Origin of the sequence: Brucella sp. NBRC 12950 (assembly GCF_030268145.1) — a bacterium.
GTDB lineage: Bacteria > Pseudomonadota > Alphaproteobacteria > Rhizobiales > Rhizobiaceae > Brucella.
Genome location: NZ_BSQC01000019.1, coordinates 46,496 through 65,691, shown reverse-complemented (window position 1 = coordinate 65,691; position 19,196 = coordinate 46,496). Strand labels below are relative to the sequence as shown.

Here is a 19,196-nt window from a genome sequence, read left to right as displayed (position 1 = left end):
TAGCGAAGCGGTTGTTGGCGTTCAACAATAACTTTCCACGATCGTGGCTCAAAGCTTTGAAAAAAATAGAATTTATAGAGCCAAGTGCGATAATTTGGCAACGGCGTTTGACAGGGTTCAAGCTGTCTTCGGATCTATGCCAACGAACGCCCAATTCCGGGTGCAAATTGAAACAACCTAAATGGTTGTCATTACGCGCGGCACCTAGGTGCAACCTTGTCGAGCTGTAAATAAAGTTTATAGTCCACCGACATCCGTGTCGGTGGACGCCAATGTGCTAAAATATTATCTCACAGCCCAACATAGTCGCCCGTTAAACTGGATGCGCATCGTTCAAATCACCTAAGATTTCTGCAATTCGTTCCGACCACCAGGCTGTCATTTTAACACGCTCATCCCAATAGGAAGCTCGGTGGTAGGCTCGGCGCACTGCATTGCCACCTATGTGAGCCAATTCGGCTTCGATGGCGTCAGCACTCCAAGTGCTGCTCTCATTCAAAAGTGTTGAGGCGGTGGCGCGAAAGCCGTGCGAGGTGGCGTCGTCCTTGCTAAACCCCATCCGCCTGAGCGCTTGATTCATGGTGTTCTCGCTAATTGGACGCTCAGTTGATGTACTAGATGGAAATACCAAGCGCAGATTGCCGGTGTGGTTGTGTTGCGCCCGCAAGATCTTTATGGCCAACGGCGGTAATGGCTTTTTGTGTGGGCGTCGCATTTTTGCGCGTTCAGCTGGGATTATCCAAACGGCATTTTCAAGGTCGAATTCATTCCATTCCGCTTGGCGGAGTTCGCCGGGGCGCGGATAAAGCAGAGCCATTAACTTCAGAGCCGCACAGGTTTCCAATGTTCCAGAGTAAGCCCAGATCGATTTTAACAATTTGGCAAAGACGGTCCAGTCTGTGACGGCAGCCTGATGCGTGACTTTTGGTGCAATAATCGCACCCCTCAAACCAAAGGTTGGGTCATTCTCGGCTCGTGCCGTGGCAATTGCATAGCGAAAGACCTGACTTATAACCGCACGTAGACGTCTGGCGGTTTCATAATTTCCTTGTGCTTCGACTCGCCGCAATGGTGCGAGGATATCCGTTGCAGATATTTCCGTTATTTGTTTGTCGCCCAAGTCGCTTATCGCGAGGCTGACTAACCAGCGCTTTTTTCCAAGTGTTGCTGCGGATTTGCCTTCGCGAGCGTTTTTGTCCAGCAGTTCATCGGCCAATGCTGTGAAGCTATCCGTTACCAGCCTTTCACGAGCGACTTTCTCCTCCTTCTTTTTAGAAGAGGGGTCAATTCCGGATGCGAGGATTTTACGCGCTGCATCGCGGGCTCCGCGAGCTTCAGCAAGGGACACGTCTGGCCATGTTCCGAATGAAAGCTGCTTTTGCTTTCCCTCAAAGCGATAGACCATTCGCCAGAGCTTGCTTCCTGTGGGATTTACGACAAGTAAAAGTCCGCCTGAGTCGCCGTGCTTTGTGGGCTTAGCTGATGGCTTTAAGGCTCTTATGCGTGTGTCGTTCAAAGGCATTGTGTTGGCATCCCGATATCCATTTGATGGCATTCCAGCAAAATGCCATCAATAATGCCATCAAATTGTTTGGATGCCACTGGCCGCTCATGGACATGGAAGGATAAATGATAACAAAAAAGCCCTTGCGCGGGCTTTTTGGTATGCTTCTGGACCTTGGTAGTGGTCTGAAGACTTGGAAATGGTGCCCAGAAGAGGACTCGAACCTCCACGCCCTTGCGAGCGCCAGCACCTGAAGCTGGTGCGTCTACCAATTCCGCCATCTGGGCGACGAGGACCGATCTAAGGGGTCGGCCTGTCTCTGTCAATCACGATTTCGCAGTTCAATCAGCTTTTTTTCACATTCCTGTCGTGAAGGCTGAAAAAGGCCAGGGAACCGAGATGAAAACAGAGATCAGGCGCGGTGCATCATTGCGCCCGCGCCCGAAAAATCATTATGCAGAAAGCACTTCCTTGGAAGCGACGGTCGAATCGGCGTTCAGCTTGTAGATGATTGGCACGCCGGTATTGAGTTCCTGCTTGAGAATCTCTTCGGGTGTCAGGCCATCGAGCGCCATGATAAGTGCGCGCAGCGAATTGCCGTGGGCTGCAACCAGGATGGTTTCGCCACGCAGCACATGCGGCTGGATGGTGTGCAGGTAATAAGGCCAGACGCGTGCGCCGGTATCCTTCAGGCTTTCGCCGCCCGGAGGAGGGACGTCGTAAGAACGGCGCCAGATGTGAACCTGCTCTTCGCCCCACTTTTCGCGTGCATCGTCCTTGTTAAGACCGGAAAGATCACCGTAATCGCGTTCGTTCAAAGCCTGATCGCGGATCGTTTCGAGGTCGGACTGGCCGAGCTCGTCAAGAATGTGCTGGCATGTGACCTGCGCGCGCGACAGACCCGAAGTATATGCGAGGTCGAACTTGAGGCCAGCGGCCTTCAAACGCTGACCCGCAGCCTTGGCTTCGGCATGGCCCTGTTCGGTAAGGCCCGGATCGCGCCAGCCGGTAAACAGGTTCTTGAGGTTCCATTCGCTTTGGCCATGGCGGACCAGGACGAGGGTACGAGACATCGCAGCACTCCGTTGGGATAATTGTTAGTTAGTCGTTAAGTCCGAGAACATCGAGCATGGAATAAAGGCCGGGTTTCTTTCCATGTGCCCAAAGAGCGGCTTTCACTGCGCCTCGAGCAAAGATTGTGCGGTCCTGAGCATGATGGGCGAGGGTGATGCGTTCCCCTTCGCCTGCAAGAATCACTTCATGGTCACCGATAACCGAGCCGCCGCGCAGGGTTGCAAAGCCGATTGTGCCCTGCTCACGCGGGCCGGTGTGACCGTCGCGCACGCGCACGCTCTTTTCTGCGAGATTGATAGCGCGACCTTGCGCTGCTGCTTCACCAAGCAGAAGGGCGGTGCCGGAAGGCGCGTCAACCTTGTGCTTGTGGTGCATTTCGAGGATTTCGATGTCGAAATCTTCAGGGCCGAGCGCCTGCGCTGCTTTCTTAATGAGACCGGACAGCAAATTGACGCCAAGGCTCATATTGCCGGACTTGACGATTGTGGCATGGCGCGCTGCGGCGCGGATTTTTTCTTCGTCTTCGACCGAAAGGCCCGTGGTGCCAATAATATGCGCGATGCGTGCCTGTGCTGCGAGGCCTGCATAGTTGAGCGTTGTCGCCGGCGTGGTGAAGTCGAGCACGCCTCGCGCCTTTGCAAAAACTGGCAGTGGATCGTCGGTAATCGCGACACCGAGATTGCCCACGCCTGCCACTTCGCCCGCATCTTTGCCCAGAAAGGGCGAGCCAGGACGCGCAATGGCGCCAGTGAGACGTGCTCCGTCAATTGCGTGGATGGCGCGGATGAGAGCCTGTCCCATTCGGCCATTTGCGCCCACAACAACGAGCCCGATTTCTGCACTATCAGCCATTGGATTTTTCCTCAGTAACGGTGTTCCCGATCAGTATGTCGCCCTTGCCGCTCTGAAGCTGGTAGAAGCGGGCATAGACACCATTCGGTATCGTGATGAGATCGTTATGACGACCTTCTTCAACCACATGACCTGCTTCCATGACAACGATGCGGTCGGCATTGACGACGGTGGAAAGGCGGTGCGCAATGACGATGGTCGTGCGCTCCTGCATGATGTGATCAAGCGCCTGCTGCACGCGTTTTTCTGACTCATTGTCGAGTGCGGATGTTGCTTCATCGAGCAGCAATACAGGAGCATTGCGCACGATTGCACGGGCAATCGAAAGGCGCTGCCGCTGACCGCCTGAGAGAGTCACACCGTTTTCACCGACAGGTGTATCGTAGCCCTGTGGTTGCTGGAGAATGAATTCATGCGCGTTGGCAAGCTCTGCCGCCTTGATGATTTCTTCCTGCGTTGCATCCGGACGTCCATAGCGGATGTTGTCGACAATCGTTCCTTCAAACAGGTAAGGCTGTTGCGAAACATAGGCCACGGAGTGACGAAGCGATTCCTTTGTCACTTTGGCGATGTCCTGTCCGTCGAACAGAATCTGCCCACCGGTGACATCGTAGAATCGCTGCACGAGATTGATCAGTGTGGACTTGCCTGCACCCGAAGCGCCGACAATCGCTGTGGTTTCGCCCGCTTTGGCTGTGAAGCTCACGCCATGCAGAACGGGCGCGATGTCGCTGTAAGAGAAGCGAACGTCTTTGAAATCGATCTCGCCGGGGCCAGCCGTAAGCGGCTTGGCGTCAGGTGCGTCACCTTGGTTAGGCTCAATATCCAGCACTTCATAGATCATGCGTGCATTAACGAGAGCGCGTTCAAGACCGACCTGCAGACGTGCCAGACGCCGTGCCGGATCATAGGCAAGAAGCAGAGCCGTGATGAAGGCGAACATCGCACCGGGAGGCTGCTGGTTGAGGATCGCATTATAGCCGCTATAGGCCAAAACGCCTGCGATAGCACAGCCCGCAAGAATTTCGGCAATAGGTGTCGTGCGTTCGGAAACGCGCGCGATCTTGTTGCTGCGGTTTTCAGCCTGATCGATCAGCGTGCTGATCTTGCCGCGCAGCTGATCTTCCATGGTGAAGGCTTTCACAATGGAAATGCCCTGCACAGTTTCCTGCATTGCGCCCAGAAGATGGGAATTGAGATGCACCAGATCGCGCGTGACGGACCGGATACGGCGCGAAATATAGGCAACCGCCAGCACAAGTGGCGGGCCTACGAGGAAGACAACCGTAGACATAAACGGATCGGTATAGAACATCATACCGATCAGCCCGATCAGCGCGACGAAATCGCGCGCGATCGACGTGATCGTCATGTTCAGAAGATCGCGGATGCCATTCACATTCTGATTGATCTGCGCTGCCAGATGGCCGGAGCGTGTATCATTATAGAAATCCAGCCCGAGCTTGAGCAGGTGATCGAAGATGCGCTTCTGATAGCGCGCGACCAGATTGTTGCCAATCTTGGCAAGCTCGACCGCCTGAACATAGCTTGAAAGTCCGCGAAGCACGAAAATTCCGAGGATGGCGCCGCAGATAACCCAGATAAGACCGATCTTCTGTTCATAGAAAATCTTGTCGATCATCGGCTTCATCAGATAAGCAAGCGCACCATTGGAAACGCCTACGATCAGCGAAGCAGCGATGGCAATCGCATAGCTCGCCTTATACTGGCTTCCGTTTTCCGATAGCATACGACGAATGACGCGGGTGGCTTCGCTCGGGTCGATCTTGTTTTTTTTCTTTTTGAATAGGCTCACGGGCAAAGTGCTTTTTATCTAGCAGCCGCTGGCTGTCGTTGATCATGCATTTTCGCGCGTCCTTTTGGACTGGAAACGACAAAAGGCTGCAATGAGTGTTTTCATTGCAGCGCTTCTATAGCGTTATCTTTGTCGCTTGACCATGCCTGAGAAAGCGAAGCCGCTTAGCTGACGCGCCAGCGGCGGCCATCGGTGGCAACCTCAAACCGCATCGGAGTACGTGCGAAAGCTGAAAGACCGCTGAGGGCTGCCAGCGGATGAACGACGACGCGTACCGGAATATCGCGCATGAAATGCGTATGCGGGGCCTTGTCTTCAAAGGCTGCGCGGAACGACCCTGCTTGCAGCGCAGACATGATGCGCTGGGGAATGCCGCCTGAAAGATAGACGCCGCCATGTGCCTTGAAGATGAGGGCCAAATCGCCTGCAATGCGGCCGAGATAGGTCACGAAGAGTTCAAGCGTCTCGACAGCCTGAGGATTGCTGCCATCAAGACCTGCTGCAGTGATATCGGGTGGCGTGTCTAGAACGGGTGCCACCTTATCAGCCGCGCAGATTGCGAGATAAAGATTGCGCAGACCGCGTCCGCAGAGGATCTGTTCGGCCGCTACACGGCCTTCGATGGTTTCGATATGCGGGAAGACCTGATAGTCACGCTCGCTGCGTGGGCCGATGTCGATATGACCACCTTCACCGGGAACGGGAACCCATGCGGTTCTGGTGCGCACAAGACCAGCAACGCCTAAGCCCGTTCCAGGGCCGAGCACGACGCGTGTGGCAACAACTTCTTCTTCGCTTCCGCCAATCTGATGCAGATATTCTTTTTCGATTGAAACAACGGCGAGCGCCTGGGCTTCAAAATCATTGAGGACGGTTACGTCTTCAAATCCGAGATTGGCGATCAGCTGTTTCGGGCGGGCAACCCAATCGCAATTGGTGAGATCAATCTCATCACCATCGACCGGGCCTGCAACAGCCAGAATAGCAGAACGGGGACGAATGGAAGTGTGGTTGAGCACCGTTTGTTCGATTGCATCGTCTATCGTTGCATAATCGGCGGTCTGGACGACCGGAAACTCTTTAGGCTCTGCATGAGAATCAACAAGAAGCGCAAAGCGCGCATTGGTTCCACCAATATCGCCGACGAGGACGGGAAACTTGAAACTCTGGTCAGCGTTAATCATGGTCTGCCTTGCTGCTTCGACTGTTCTTATTGTTTGCGGGCGTGTTCAGAGTGGCTCTATTAGTCCAGCACTTGCACCAGCTTTTCGGCTGTTGCCGGGTTCAGCGCCATCGGAATGTCATAGACGCTGCCGAGACGGGTGAGGGCCTTCACATCGACATCGTGAGGGAGCGGTGAGAGCGGATCGATGAAGAAAATCAAGGCCTGCACCGTGCCTTCCGCGATCATTGCGCCAATCTGCTGGTCGCCGCCAAGCGGGCCGCTTTTGACGCGATGGATATTCAGCGAAGGACAAGCCTCCTGAATGAGACCGCCAGTGGTACCGGTGGCGACAATATCATAAAGAGACAAGGCTTTCTCATGCGTACGCGCAAAGGCGACCATCTCGTCCTTCTTCAGATCATGAGCGATCAGGGCAATGCGCAGACGTTCCGTCATGAGATTGATAACCTTGTCATTTGCGTTCTAAATCGTTTGAAACCTATAGCGACACCACAGGTCCGTGAAAAGCATGTTTTCTGACAGATGCTAGAGCGTGTCGCATTTTATATTAGCCATTGCGCCCGCTCTATCTCTTTATTTCCACGCACGTCGTTATCGGAAAACCGGTTCCCACTTTTCTGCGACATGCGTTAATTGGCACCATAGATAACATCCGCGATCGAATCCGGCGACGGGCCATTCAGCACGGCGGCACATGCCTTTGGCAAATCCGACACCATGACCGGCTTTGGCTTTTTCGGCGGCTCCTTGGACGGCTTTGCAGGCTTCCACGGTTCATCTGTAAACCACCATGCCAGCGACTTGTCGCAACCGTCACCCGCCGCCACTTTTGGCTGCGGTTTGCAATCGGGAGATCCCGGCTGGCAATGCAATCGGACGTGGAAATGATAGAAATGGCCCCAGTATGGGCGCACTTTGCCAAGCCAGCTGCGGTCTCCGGTTACGGTGTCGCAAAGCTGCTTCTTGATGCCGGGATGTACGAAGATGCGTTCAACTTCCGGATAGCTGGCCGCGTGTTTGATGAGTGCTGTGCGCGCTGGGGTCCACTTCTGCGGATCGACGTAAAGCGAATCCTTCTTCAGCATGGATACAGCCGAGACGCTTTCACGCTCTGCATCGGTGAAGCGCTTCTTTGGCATCGGCGTCAGCCAGATATCGGCATCAAGTCCAACCTGATGCGAAGCATGGCCTGTCAGCATTGGACCGCCGCGTGGCTGTGAAATGTCGCCGACCAGCAGGCCGGGCCAGCCGTCTTTTGCGGCGTCGCGGGATAGTTTTTCCAGAAGCCCAATGGTGCGCGGATGCCCCCAGTTGCGATTGCGCGAAAGCCGCATGACCTGCCAGTTGGGGCCATCGATTGGGAGGGCAACGCCACCGGAAAGACAGCCCTTGGCATAAAAGCCGATGGATTGCGGCGATTGCGCCAAAACCGGAAGTTTCTTGCTGCCGAATGCCTGCTTGGCAGGGGCATCCTGCGCCAAAGCCTGCGGGACAAAGTCTGGTGCGATCATTGTGGCAAGACAGGTTGCAAGAACAAGTCGCGACCAGAATTTCGAGCTGGATCTCTTTGCCATGGGCAATTTTCCATAAAACTTTTGCTCGAATCATTCGAGCCGATTGGCCGGATTATGCTTTGCGTTCGCCAAAACGGCAATCAACTACTCATTTTACGCAGCCTTCACCCCAAAGCTGACATCTACTTTTGGGGGCATGTGTTAGCGCCATTGATCATCCCTCCACATGGCCGAAAAGGCTGCTTTGTAATCAGGATAGATAAAATCATAGCCCAGAGCCTTGATGCGCTGGTTGGAGACGCGTTTGTTTTCGCCGTAGAATGAGCGTCCCATTGACGTGAGGTCGGCCTCTTCAAATGGAATTTCCGGCGGGATGGCAACGCCCATCAACTCGGCGGCATAAGCGACGACATCCTGTGGCGGGGCGGGTTCGCTATCGGTGATGTTGAAGGCGCCACCACTATTGGTACCTGCCAGAAAACGCAGGCTTCCGGCGATATCATCCACATGGATGCGGTTGAAGACCTGACCGTCCTTGATGATGCGCCGCGCGGTGCCGCGTTCCAGATTGACGAATGCATTGCGGCCCGGACCATAGATGCCCGACAGGCGCAGAAGTGCTACCGGTGTGCCATGGCGTTTGCTTAGTGCTTCCCATGCGCTTTCCGCTTCCACACGTTCAAGCGAACGGCGCGATGTCGGGGCTAAAGGTGCTGTTTCATCAATCCAGTTGCCGTCATGATTTCCGTAAACACCTACCGTCGAGAGATAGCCGATCCAGCGAATGGTATTGCCGGGGCGGCGCAGAGCGTCCTCAACAATTGCAAGCGATGGATCGCCGCTTTCGCGCGGCGAAATCGAAATGACGACATGGGTTGATTTTGCAAGGCGGTCGATCAGATCAGGCGAGGCGGTTTCGCCGTCGAAGATGATCGGTGCGATGCCGGATTTTTCGAGGAGGGGGAAATTCTGCTCGTTGCGGGTGGTGCCATCGATGCGCTCTGCCTCTCCGGTCATCAGGCGGGAAAAGGCTCTCGCAGAATAACCGGCTCCAAACAGAAAAATGCGCATTCTAGCTATCCTCCAGAGCGCATCCCGAAAAGTTTGAAACGGTTTTCGGAAAAGATGCGTGTTTAAACAAAAGCTTGAGATGCACCAATCTGACTTAATCAGACTGGTGCTCTAAGCTCCATTCTGCGCGCACCGTAGCATCCTCTTCGCGTGAGGCCAGATGTTTCTGTGAAATTTTGAAACGATCTGTGCTTACAAGCTGTTTCAAAGCCCAGACAGCAGCACCACGCACAACAGGTGCCGGATCTTCAAGCAGGCTTTCCACCTGCGGCACCAGCGTCTGGTCTTCCGAATTGCCGGTTGCGATTAACACATTGCGCAGAAAACGGTCGCGACCGATGCGTTTGACGGGGGAACCCGAAAACAGTGTGCGGAAGGCTGGATCATCGAGTGCAAGAAAATCTGCAAGCTTTGGTGCCTTGAGATCATCGCGTGCTTTCAGCTTCATCTCGCTGGTCGCTTGCGCAAACTTGTTCCACGGACAAACTGAAAGGCAATCGTCGCAACCATAGATGCGGTTGCCCATGGCTTTGCGAAACTCGTGCGGAATCGGCCCCTTGTTCTCGATGGTGAGATAGGAAATGCAGCGTCCCGCATCGATCCGGTAAGGCGAGGGGAAAGCTTTTGTCGGACAGGCATCGAGACAGGCGCGGCAGGAGCCGCAATGATCGCGATCCGGTTCATCCGGCGGAATTTCAGCCGTGGTGAAGATCGAGCCTAAGAACAGCCACGACCCGAGTTCGCGACTGACCAGATTGGTGTGTTTTCCCTGCCAGCCAAGGCCCGCGGCCTGCGCAAGCGGCTTCTCCATCACAGGTGCCGTATCGACGAAGACTTTTACGTCCTGTCCGGCGCGTGCCGCAAAGCGGCTCGCGATGTGCTTGAGCTTGCCCTTGATGATGTCGTGATAATCGCGGTTCTGGGCATAGACCGAGATTGCCGCCCGGTCTTTATGTTCAAGAATGCTGAGCGGGTTGCTATCCGGACCGTAATTCATGGCAAGCACCATGATCGAACGCACTTCCGGCCAGAGAACGCTAGGGTTGGCCCTGCGCTCTTCGGTCTCTTCCATCCAGACCATGTCCGCGTGGTGGCCATCGGCAATATATTGCCGCAAGCGCTGAGGTGCCTGCGGAATAGCGTCCGGCCCTGTGAAAGCGACCGCATCAAAGCCGACAGCTTTCGCTTCTTCGATCAGAAAGCGTTTCAGCTTGAGAGCTTTGTCCGAAGCTTGGCTATTATCAGAAGTCGAGGTCGCCATAATGAGCCACTGGAGCCAGTCCGCGCACGCGATCAGCCAGCAGCGGGCGGAAGGCTGGGCGCGATTTCATGCGAGCATACCAGTCGCGCGCGGCTTTTGTCTCGCCCCATTCAATTTCGCCGAGATAGTCTAGCACAGAAATGGACGCTGCGGCCGCCATATCCGCATAGCTTGGATGACTGCCTGCGAGCCAGTCACGGGTAGCGGCCAGCCAGTCGATATATTTCATGTGCTGGCGAATATTGGTGCGGGCTGCACGGATGGCGGTCGAATCCGGCGCGCTGCCGCCCATTTCATCGGCCATCTGAAGCTTGAAAACCCGCTCGCGTGCAATGTGGCGTGTCACTTCGTTTTCGAGCTTGAGCAGAAACCAGTCGACCAGACGGCGCACTTCTGCGCGTTCCATCGGGCTTTCGGGCAAAAGACGACGACTGCGTTTTAAGGCGCCGCGCGTTTCATCGAGATATTCTGCAATGACGGTTGCACCAACAACCGGCAGATCGCGTTCAGCCAACAATACAGGAAGTGTTGCAGCAGGGTTCAACGCCAGAAATTCCTTGCGGCGCGACCATGGTCGTTCCTCGATCAGTTCGGCTTCCACATCATATTCGCCGAGAATAAGCCGCACATAGCGCGAGCCTGAAGACATAGGATGATGAAAAAGCGTAAGCATAATCGACGCGGTACTCTCGACTGACAAGCTTTAATTGATCCCCGGTGAGGCACTGCGGCTAGCGTTTGCACCGGCAGCAGGTTATTTCTGCTGTCAGGCGATTCGAGCCACCTCAACGGAATATTTAGTCTATAAGGGCTATGCCTGCGGGAGACAAGCAATCGCTGGAAGCGCTTATTGTAGCACTTTCATGCTTAACAGCTCGTCAAGACGCACCGTTTTCATCCTGCTCACCTCCCTAAGGTACTGACTTCATGGAAATTTATAATCTTCTGGAAGCCGCTTTTCTTGGTCTCATCGAAGGTTTGACGGAGTTCATCCCCGTTTCCTCCACAGGCCATTTGTTGCTGGTTGGCCATTTTCTTGGCTTTGAATCGACGGGCAAGACCTTCGAGGTGCTTATTCAGCTCGGTGCGATTTTGGCAATTCTGACGGTTTATTCCGCGAAGCTGATCAAAATTCTGACCGACTTTCCGCGCGATGCCCGCACACGGCGCTTCGTGCTGGGTATTCTGGTTGCATTTCTGCCTGCAGCTGTCATCGGCGCAATGGCACATGGCTTCATCAAGAGCGTGCTTTTTGAAACGCCGATGTTGGTTTGCGCCATGCTTATCATCGGTGGTTTCATTCTGCTCTGGGTGGACCAGCTGGAACTCAAGCCGCGTTATCGCGATGTGATGGATTATCCGCTGCCGATCTGTCTGGCGATTGGCTTTGTCCAGTGCCTTGCCATGATCCCCGGCGTATCGCGCTCAGGCTCAACGATTGTTGGCGCGCTTCTGCTTGGAGCAGACAAGCGTTCGGCTGCTGAATTCTCGTTCTTCCTCGCTATGCCAACCATGGCCGGCGCTTTCACTTATGATCTCTATAAGAGCCATAATATGCTGTCGATGAATGATGGCGCGCTGATCGCAGTCGGATTTGTGATGGCTTTCATCTCAGGCGTATTTGTTGTGCGCCATTTGCTCGACTATGTTTCGCGCCATGGTTTCAAGCTGTTTGCATGGTGGCGTTTGATCGTCGGCGCACTCGGAATGGCTGCATTGCTTATCTGGGGGTAAACCCGCAAAGAACGGACAAAAGAAAAGGGGCCTTTCGGCCCCTTTATTCATTTAGATTTTCGTCTCAGGCAAACCCGGTCTTTGTGTACTGACCGGCAACGCGGTAGCGCCAGAGATAGGCTGGAAGGATTGCATCCACGGCTTCTGGCGTAATGCCCATGCCCTGAAGTGTGCGGCCTTCCTTGGTGGCTTGTTCCGAAACGACATTATCGAATTTCAGCAGCGTCACCTGATCATTGGTGAGCAGCGGATTTGGCAGCAAGCCAAGAACGGATGCCTGAATGCGGGCAATCCAGAAAGGCATCGAGACGATGACGCGCTTGCGGGCGATAACGCCGAGCATGTCTTTCATCCAGTTCTTGAATGGCTGTGCGTCTGGGCCGCCCAGTTCATACACGCTACCGGCTTCAAGCTTGCCATCGACTGCGCGTGCAACAGCTTCCGCGACATCGCCGACATAGACCGGCTGCAGCTTGGTTTCACCACCGCCGATAACCGGCAGGAACGGCGAAAAGCGTGCCATGTTGGCGAAGCGGTTGAAGAAACGATCTTCATGGCCGAAAATGATCGACGGACGCAGGATAACCGTATCTGGCAGAATGGAGAGAACGGCGTTTTCGCCTTCTGCCTTGGTGCGTGCATAATCCGAAGGAGATTTTGCGTCTGCTGCAAGCGACGAAAGATGCGTCAGCTTGAGGCCAGCTGCCTTGGTGGCTTCGGCAATGTTCTTTGCGCCAAGCACCTGAACGCTGTTGAAGCGCTGCTTGCCGCTTTCCGAAAGAATGCCGACGAGATTGATGACATGATCAGCGCCCATGATGGCGCGTTCAACTGACCAGCGATGGCGGACATTGGCCTGAACCATCTGGATCTGGCCAACATTGCCGAGCGGCGCCATGTAATAAGCGACCTCTGGCTTGCGTACGGCAACGCGTACACGATAGCCGCGCTTGGTGAGGCTTGCTACGACCGCGCGCCCAACAAAGCCGGAGCCGCCGAAAACAGTGACCAGCTTTGGTCTGTTGTGAACTTCGTTCGGTTCGGTCTTCATCCTGAACTCCTGCATGAAAGCCTGATTATAACGCCGGATATGATGCCCGAGTTTATCATTGCGGCATGTTTTCTGGCGGTGATTTATCGCCTTTTGGCAACAACGCAAAGGGGACTTGTTGTCACGACTGCGACAAAGGCCGCTTTTCCCGTATTAAACACGCAATACCGCTTTGAGATTTCGCGGCTTACTGGTAAATCGCGCGCATGAGCACACCACTTGACCATATTCGAAATTTTTCGATCGTCGCCCATATCGACCACGGCAAATCGACGCTGGCCGACCGCCTCATTCAATTGACGGGCGGGCTGGACACGCGTGAGATGAAGGACCAGGTCCTCGACTCGATGGATATCGAGCGCGAGCGCGGCATCACCATTAAGGCCCAGACCGTTCGTCTTAACTATAAGGCGAAGAACGGCGAGGACTATGTGCTGAACCTCATCGACACCCCCGGACACGTCGACTTCGCCTATGAAGTCTCGCGTTCGCTGGCTGCGTGCGAAGGTTCGCTTCTGGTGGTGGATGCCTCACAGGGTGTTGAAGCGCAGACGCTGGCCAATGTCTATCAGGCCATCGACAACAATCACGACATTGTTGTTGTGCTCAACAAGGTTGATCTTCCAGCAGCAGAGCCTGAGCGCGTTCAGAGCCAGATCGAAGAAGTGATCGGCATTGATGCAAGCCGCGCCGTGATGATCTCGGCCAAGACTGGCCTCGGCATTCCTGATGTGCTCGAAGCTATCGTCGAGCAGCTGCCTCCTCCGAGAGAGGGCGACCGCAATGCGCCGTTGAAGGCGATGCTGGTCGACAGCTGGTATGACAGCTATCTCGGCGTTATTGTTCTGGTCCGTGTTATCGACGGTGTGCTGAAAAAGGGCCAGACCATCCGCATGATGGGTACGGGTGCGAAATATCCGGTAGAACGGACCGGCGTATTTACGCCGAAAATGGTTCAGATGGATGAACTCGGACCGGGCGAACTGGGTTTCATCACTGCTTCCATCAAGGAAGTGGCTGATACCCGCGTCGGTGATACCATCACCGAAGATCGCCGCCCGACAGCAGCGGCTTTGACGGGCTTTAAGCCAGCGCAGCCGGTTGTGTTCTGCGGACTGTTCCCGGTTGATGCTGCCGACTTTGAAGACTTGCGCGCTGCCATGGGCAAGCTGCGTCTTAACGATGCGTCGTTCTCGTTTGAAATGGAAACGTCTGCAGCGCTCGGTTTCGGCTTCCGCTGCGGGTTCCTGGGGCTTCTGCATCTTGAAATCATTCAGGAACGTCTTGAGCGTGAGTTCGATCTCGACCTCATCACGACGGCACCTTCGGTTGTCTATCGTCTGAACATGCAGGACGGCTCGCAGAAAGAGCTGCACAACCCGGCTGATATGCCGGATGTTGTGAAGATCGATGCAATCGAGGAGCCATGGATTCGCGCAACCATCATGACGCCGGATGATTATCTCGGCGCGATCATGAAGCTCTGTCAGGAGCGCCGCGGCCTCCAGATCGATCTGACCTATGTTGGCCCGCGTGCGATGATCACCTATGATCTGCCGCTCAACGAAGTCGTTTTCGATTTCTACGATCGTCTGAAGTCGATCTCGAAGGGTTATGCTTCGTTCGACTATAATCTCTCGGATTACCGTGAGGGCGATCTGGTCAAGATGTCGATCTTGGTCAACGAAGAACCTGTGGATGCGCTTTCGATGCTGGTTCACCGCTCTGCTGCTGAAAAGCGTGGCCGTGTGCTTTGCGAAAAGCTCAAGGAGCTGATCCCGCAGCATATGTTCAAGATTCCTATTCAGGCAGCCATTGGCGGCCGTATCGTGGCGCGCGAAACCATTTCAGCGCTGCGCAAGGACGTGACGGCCAAGTGCTACGGCGGCGATATTTCGCGTAAGCGCAAACTTCTGGACAAGCAGAAGGAAGGCAAGAAGCGCATGCGCCAGTTCGGCAAGGTGGAAATCCCGCAAGAGGCCTTCATTCAGGCACTCAAGATGGGTGATGATTAAAAATACAATGAGGTGCCTTTGGGCACCTCTTTTTTGTTTTGATATTATTGTTGGACAGAAACCGAGACAAATTTGATGGATATTTTACCTCGCATTTCCATCACTTACTGCACGCAATGTAACTGGATGCTGCGGGCTGCATGGCTGGCGCAGGAGCTGTTGCAGACATTCGGGCAGGACTTGGGCGAGGTGGCATTGCGGCCCGGCACAGGTGGTGTGTTTGAAATCCATCTGTCTATGCCGGGCGGTCAGGATGAACTCATCTGGGAGCGTAAGCGTGACGGCGGATTTCCAGAAGCCAAGGTATTGAAGCAACGCGTGCGTGATCTGGTCTGGCCTGATCGCGATCTTGGTCACTCTGACACGACGTCGAAACCTGAATAAGACAAAGCCCGCAAGTTGCGGGCTTCTTTGTTTGGTAGAATTTGAAGCGCGTTTCGATCAGAGTGGATCAGATCGTCGCTCTAAATCTTCGCTTTAACGCTCATCTTTATCCGAAAAATGTTTCACACTTTTCCGGATGCGCTCTAATCCTCATCCACCACGCGCAGGCGCATTTGGGTGGGAGCGTTATCCGACTGTCGCGTCGGTCGCTGGGGCTCTTCAGCCGGTGCCGGGCCAAATTCCAGTGCTTCGATCTTCGCACCGCGCTTGGTGACCTTATTGGAAGACACCAGAATGTCGTCAATATCCTTATTGGCCTGCACAAAATGGGTTTGCAGCTTGCGCACACGCTCATCAAGGCGGCCTACATCTTCCATCAGACGGATCACTTCACCCTGAATGACATGCGCCTGTTCGCGCATACGAGCATCTTTGAGGATCGCCTGAATAACCTGAATGGACAGCATCAGGAGCGATGGCGAGACAATAACGATCCGCGCCCGGTGTGCGCGCTGGATCAGCGCCTCGAAATGCTCATGAATATCGGCAAAAATAGATTCCGATGGCACGAACAGGAAAGCCGTATCCTGTGTTTCGCCAGTAATCAGATATTTGTCAGAAACATCCTTGATATGCACTTCCATATCGCGGCGGAACTGTGCAACGGCTGTCTTGCGCGCTTCCGGCTGTTCCGTTTCGCGCATGGAGTTCCATGCTTCAAGCGGGAACTTCGCGTCGATGACCAGTGAAGGCGCGTTGTTTGGCATCTTTACAAGGCAATCGGGGCGCGTGCCGTTGGATAGTGTCGCCTGAAACTCGTAAGCGCCCTGCGGTAGGCCATCGGCAATGATCGCTTCCATGCGCGACTGGCCAAAGGCACCGCGCGTCTGCTTGTTGGCAAGGATCGCCTGCAACTGCACGACCTGACCGGCAAGCGACTGGATATTGTTCTGCGCTGTGTCGATGACTGCAAGACGCTCCTGCAGTTTTGCGAGGTTTTCATGTGTCGAACGGGTCTGCTCGGTCATGGTCTGGCCGATGCGATGTGTCATACCGTCGAGCCGTTCACGGATCGACTGGTTGAGCTCTGCCTGCCGTGAACCGAACACTTCGGCCATGGTTTGCATCCGGCCCTGCATTTCGGATTGTGCTTTGAGAATCTCCGCCATGCGATATTCCGCATCACGCGCACGGTCTTCAGCCTGTGCTTCCGCAACCGCGCGAAGACGTGCAGAACGCGCTGCCGCAATGAGGAAAATGGCGAGGCACAGGACCAGCACGACAATGCCCGCAAGGAGAATATCTCCCAGCGTGAAGGAGGTTGCACCAAGCTGCAAAAGCGGTTCGTTCAAGAGATTCTGGTTTTCCATTGCGCAAGCTTAACTGATTCGTGTCGCCTTGATGAGATCAAAACAAGAACATTTTGCAAGTTACAATTGACGATTCTCGCGCAAGCGATTACGTGAAGCGCATGTCTATTAAACCGCTCATCATCCTTCCCGATCCCGTCCTGCGCCAGCTTTCCAAGCCTGTCGAGCGCTTTGACGATCAGTTGCGCAAATTTGCCGGCGACATGTTCGACACCATGTATGACGCGCCGGGCATTGGCCTTGCCGCCATTCAGGTGGGCGAGCCTCTGCGGATGCTGGTGATTGATCTCGCCAAGGAAGACGAGCCGAAAGCGCCGCATGTCTTTATCAATCCGGAGATTGTCGCCTCATCGGACGAACGCAGCGTCTATGAAGAAGGCTGTCTTTCGATCCCGGATTATTATGCCGAGGTCGAGCGGCCTGCGACCATCAAGGTCAATTATTTCGATGCGGACGGCAAGGAAAAATCGATGGAAGCCGATGGGCTGATGGCGACCTGCCTGCAGCATGAAATAGACCATCTCAATGGTGTGCTGTTTATCGATCATATCTCCAAGCTCAAGCGCGATATGGTCATCAAGAAGTTCAAGAAGCTCGCCAGCCAGCGTGCGTCAAACAGGGCGTTGTAATGCGGATTGTCTTTATGGGGACGCCGGATTTCTCCGTGCCAATCCTCACAGCCATCATCGGACAGGGTTATGAAGTCGTTGCGGTTTATTCGCAGCCACCGCGTCCGGCTGGCCGTCGCGGACTGGAACTGACCAAGTCGCCTGTGCATGAAAAGGCCGAGGAATTCGGCATTCCGGTTTTCACGCCGAAAAGCCTGAAAGGCACGGAAGAGCAGGACGTTTTTGCAAGTCTCGAAGCGGATGTGGCAATCGTGGTGGCCTATGGCCTGCTGCTGCCACAGGCCATTCTCGATGCGCCGCGTTTGGGTTGCTATAACGGTCATGCGTCGCTTCTTCCGCGCTGGCGCGGGGCTGCTCCCATTCAGCGGGCCATTATGTCTGGCGATACAGAAACCGGCATGATGATCATGAAAATGGATGCGGGGCTTGATACGGGTCCTGTCGCCATGGCCGAAAAAGTTGCGATCACGCCGGACATGACTGCAGGCGAGCTGCATGATCGTTTAAGCCTTATCGGTGCTGACCTGATGGTGCGTGCGCTCGGTGCGCTTGAGCGCGAAAGTCTCACACTTCAGTCGCAGCCAGAGGAAGGCGTGACCTATGCCGCCAAGATCGATAAGGCCGAAGCGCGTATCGACTGGTCGAAGCCTGCGAAGGACGTTCACAATACGATCCGTGGCATCTCACCATTTCCGGGCGCCTGGTGCGAGATGGAAATCAACGGTGTCGTTGAACGTGTCAAACTCCAGCGCTCCACATTGGGCGAGGGAAGCGGCGCTCCGGGAACCGTACTTGATGATCGCCTGACGATTGCGTGCGGAGAGGGTGCTGTGCGGCTCGTAACGTTACAACGTTCAGGTGGTAAGCCTTTGCCCGCGCAGGAGTTTCTGCGTGGAGCGTCTGTGACGAAGGTTCTCTGAGCGGTGCCTCGTTACAAGATCACGGTCGAATATGACGGCACGCCCTATGTCGGCTGGCAGCGGCAGGAAAACGGGCATGCCGTGCAGAACGCGATTGAGCAGGCGTTCAAGAAGTTCTGCGGAGAAGATCTGACGTTGAGTGCGGCAGGCCGCACCGATGCAGGCGTTCATGCGAGCGCGCAGGTCATTCATGTAGATCTGACAAAAGATTGGGGTGCTGCGAAAGTGCGCGATGCGCTCAATGCGCATCTGGTGATGGCGGATGAACGCATCAGCATTCTCAATGTCGAGAAGACGACGGATGCTTTTGACGCGCGGTTTTCGGCGCGTGGCCGGCATTATCTTTATCGCATTCACAATCGACGTTCGCCGTTGGCAATCGATTATCAGCGCGTGTGGTGGGTGCAGAAGCGCCTTGACCACGAAGCGATGCATGAGGCTGCAAAGCGGCTTCTGGGTGAGCATGACTTCACGACATTTCGCGCAACGCAATGTCAGGCAAAAAGTCCGGTCAAGACACTCGACCGGCTGGATATCACGCGCAATGGTGACTATGTCGAAATGCGCGTTTCAGCGCGTTCGTTCCTGCATAATCAGGTGCGTTCCTTTGCAGGAAGCCTGATGGAAGTTGGCGTTGGCCGCTGGACGGCTGATGATCTGCAGTCAGCACTTGAGGCCAGGGACCGCAAAGCCTGCGGTCAGGTCGCGCCGCCCTATGGCCTCTATCTGATCGGCGTTGATTACCCGTTTCCGTTTTAGAGCGCCTTTCGATCTGATTGAATCAGATCGGCGCTCTCATTCTTTGTTTAGGCGCG

General features: G+C 54.8%; 18 protein-coding genes and 1 tRNA gene. 6 read left to right on the top strand and 13 right to left on the bottom strand.

Going from position 1 to position 19,196, the window contains the following annotated elements; translation table 11 throughout:
• Positions 1 to 313: 313 nt before the first annotated feature.
• The 11 genes from QSJ70_RS24460 to QSJ70_RS24410 form a co-directional block, all read right to left on the bottom strand.
• Entirely contained in the window at positions 314 to 1,522 is a 1,209-nt protein-coding gene (locus tag QSJ70_RS24460) for a tyrosine-type recombinase/integrase (protein WP_285540423.1), read from the bottom strand.
• A gap of 182 nt (positions 1,523 to 1,704) precedes the next feature.
• Positions 1,705 to 1,791: transfer RNA gene (locus tag QSJ70_RS24455), tRNA-Leu, on the bottom strand.
• A gap of 165 nt (positions 1,792 to 1,956) precedes the next feature.
• Positions 1,957 to 2,577, bottom strand: coding sequence for a 2,3-bisphosphoglycerate-dependent phosphoglycerate mutase (locus QSJ70_RS24450; RefSeq protein WP_064321000.1), 621 nt, complete (start codon positions 2,575 to 2,577; stop codon positions 1,957 to 1,959).
• A gap of 28 nt (positions 2,578 to 2,605) precedes the next feature.
• Positions 2,606 to 3,430 (bottom strand): 4-hydroxy-tetrahydrodipicolinate reductase, encoded by an 825-nt coding sequence (gene dapB, locus QSJ70_RS24445; protein ID WP_285540421.1) that lies wholly within the window; start codon positions 3,428 to 3,430, stop codon positions 2,606 to 2,608.
• Positions 3,423 to 5,246: an ABC transporter ATP-binding protein gene (locus QSJ70_RS24440; protein WP_285540419.1), complete on the bottom strand. Its 1,824-nt coding sequence runs from the start codon at positions 5,244 to 5,246 to the stop codon at positions 3,423 to 3,425. Before QSJ70_RS24440 ends, dapB begins: the two co-directional genes overlap by 8 nt.
• 164 nt (positions 5,247 to 5,410) lie before the next feature.
• On the bottom strand, positions 5,411 to 6,430 hold the full coding sequence (locus tag QSJ70_RS24435; protein ID WP_285540417.1) for a glucokinase: 1,020 nt from the start codon (positions 6,428 to 6,430) through the stop codon (positions 5,411 to 5,413).
• Positions 6,431 to 6,489: 59 nt separating this feature from the next.
• Complete coding sequence (locus QSJ70_RS24430; protein ID WP_007876439.1) at positions 6,490 to 6,867, bottom strand: methylglyoxal synthase; 378 nt, start codon at positions 6,865 to 6,867, stop codon at positions 6,490 to 6,492.
• 194 nt (positions 6,868 to 7,061) lie between these two features.
• On the bottom strand, positions 7,062 to 8,006 hold the full coding sequence (gene mepA, locus QSJ70_RS24425) for a penicillin-insensitive murein endopeptidase (protein WP_007876437.1): 945 nt from the start codon (positions 8,004 to 8,006) through the stop codon (positions 7,062 to 7,064).
• 141 nt (positions 8,007 to 8,147) lie between these two features.
• Positions 8,148 to 9,017, bottom strand: coding sequence for an SDR family oxidoreductase (locus QSJ70_RS24420; protein ID WP_285540413.1), 870 nt, complete (start codon positions 9,015 to 9,017; stop codon positions 8,148 to 8,150).
• 94 nt (positions 9,018 to 9,111) lie between these two features.
• On the bottom strand, positions 9,112 to 10,278 hold the full coding sequence (gene queG, locus QSJ70_RS24415) for a tRNA epoxyqueuosine(34) reductase QueG (protein WP_285540410.1): 1,167 nt from the start codon (positions 10,276 to 10,278) through the stop codon (positions 9,112 to 9,114).
• Positions 10,259 to 10,951 (bottom strand): glutathione S-transferase family protein, encoded by a 693-nt coding sequence (locus QSJ70_RS24410; RefSeq protein WP_007876431.1) that lies wholly within the window; start codon positions 10,949 to 10,951, stop codon positions 10,259 to 10,261. The genes queG and QSJ70_RS24410 overlap by 20 nt, the downstream gene beginning before the upstream one ends.
• A 254-nt stretch (positions 10,952 to 11,205) precedes the next feature.
• Here QSJ70_RS24410 and QSJ70_RS24405 point away from each other — a divergent pair, with 254 nt between their 5' ends.
• Complete coding sequence (locus QSJ70_RS24405) at positions 11,206 to 12,012, top strand: undecaprenyl-diphosphate phosphatase (RefSeq protein WP_007876428.1); 807 nt, start codon at positions 11,206 to 11,208, stop codon at positions 12,010 to 12,012.
• A gap of 64 nt (positions 12,013 to 12,076) precedes the next feature.
• On the opposite strand, the gene QSJ70_RS24400 is transcribed toward QSJ70_RS24405, so the two are convergent.
• Positions 12,077 to 13,063: a complex I NDUFA9 subunit family protein gene (locus tag QSJ70_RS24400; protein WP_285540408.1), complete on the bottom strand. Its 987-nt coding sequence runs from the start codon at positions 13,061 to 13,063 to the stop codon at positions 12,077 to 12,079.
• A 206-nt stretch (positions 13,064 to 13,269) separates the two neighbouring features.
• Here QSJ70_RS24400 and lepA point away from each other — a divergent pair, with 206 nt between their 5' ends.
• Together lepA and QSJ70_RS24390 are read left to right on the top strand one after the other, a co-directional pair.
• Positions 13,270 to 15,078 carry a translation elongation factor 4 gene (gene lepA / locus QSJ70_RS24395; RefSeq protein ID WP_112805468.1) on the top strand — a complete coding sequence of 603 codons (1,809 nt, stop codon included), beginning with the start codon at positions 13,270 to 13,272 and terminating at the stop codon, positions 15,076 to 15,078.
• Between the two features lie 75 nt (positions 15,079 to 15,153).
• Entirely contained in the window at positions 15,154 to 15,462 is a 309-nt protein-coding gene (locus tag QSJ70_RS24390) for an Rdx family protein (RefSeq protein ID WP_194781132.1), read from the top strand.
• Positions 15,463 to 15,605: 143 nt separating this feature from the next.
• On the opposite strand, the gene QSJ70_RS24385 is transcribed toward QSJ70_RS24390, so the two are convergent.
• Positions 15,606 to 16,832, bottom strand: coding sequence for a DNA recombination protein RmuC (locus QSJ70_RS24385; protein WP_105518864.1), 1,227 nt, complete (start codon positions 16,830 to 16,832; stop codon positions 15,606 to 15,608).
• A gap of 101 nt (positions 16,833 to 16,933) precedes the next feature.
• On the opposite strand from QSJ70_RS24385, the gene def reads away from it, so the two are divergent.
• From def to truA, 3 genes are read left to right on the top strand one after another with little or no spacing between them, the layout of a single operon-like run.
• Complete coding sequence (gene def, locus QSJ70_RS24380; protein WP_064322451.1) at positions 16,934 to 17,461, top strand: peptide deformylase; 528 nt, start codon at positions 16,934 to 16,936, stop codon at positions 17,459 to 17,461.
• Complete coding sequence (gene fmt, locus QSJ70_RS24375; RefSeq protein WP_079212222.1) at positions 17,461 to 18,381, top strand: methionyl-tRNA formyltransferase; 921 nt, start codon at positions 17,461 to 17,463, stop codon at positions 18,379 to 18,381. Before def ends, fmt begins: the two co-directional genes overlap by 1 nt.
• A 3-nt stretch (positions 18,382 to 18,384) precedes the next feature.
• Positions 18,385 to 19,140 (top strand): tRNA pseudouridine(38-40) synthase TruA, encoded by a 756-nt coding sequence (gene truA / locus QSJ70_RS24370; RefSeq protein ID WP_064320985.1) that lies wholly within the window; start codon positions 18,385 to 18,387, stop codon positions 19,138 to 19,140.
• Positions 19,141 to 19,196: the final 56 nt, after the last annotated feature.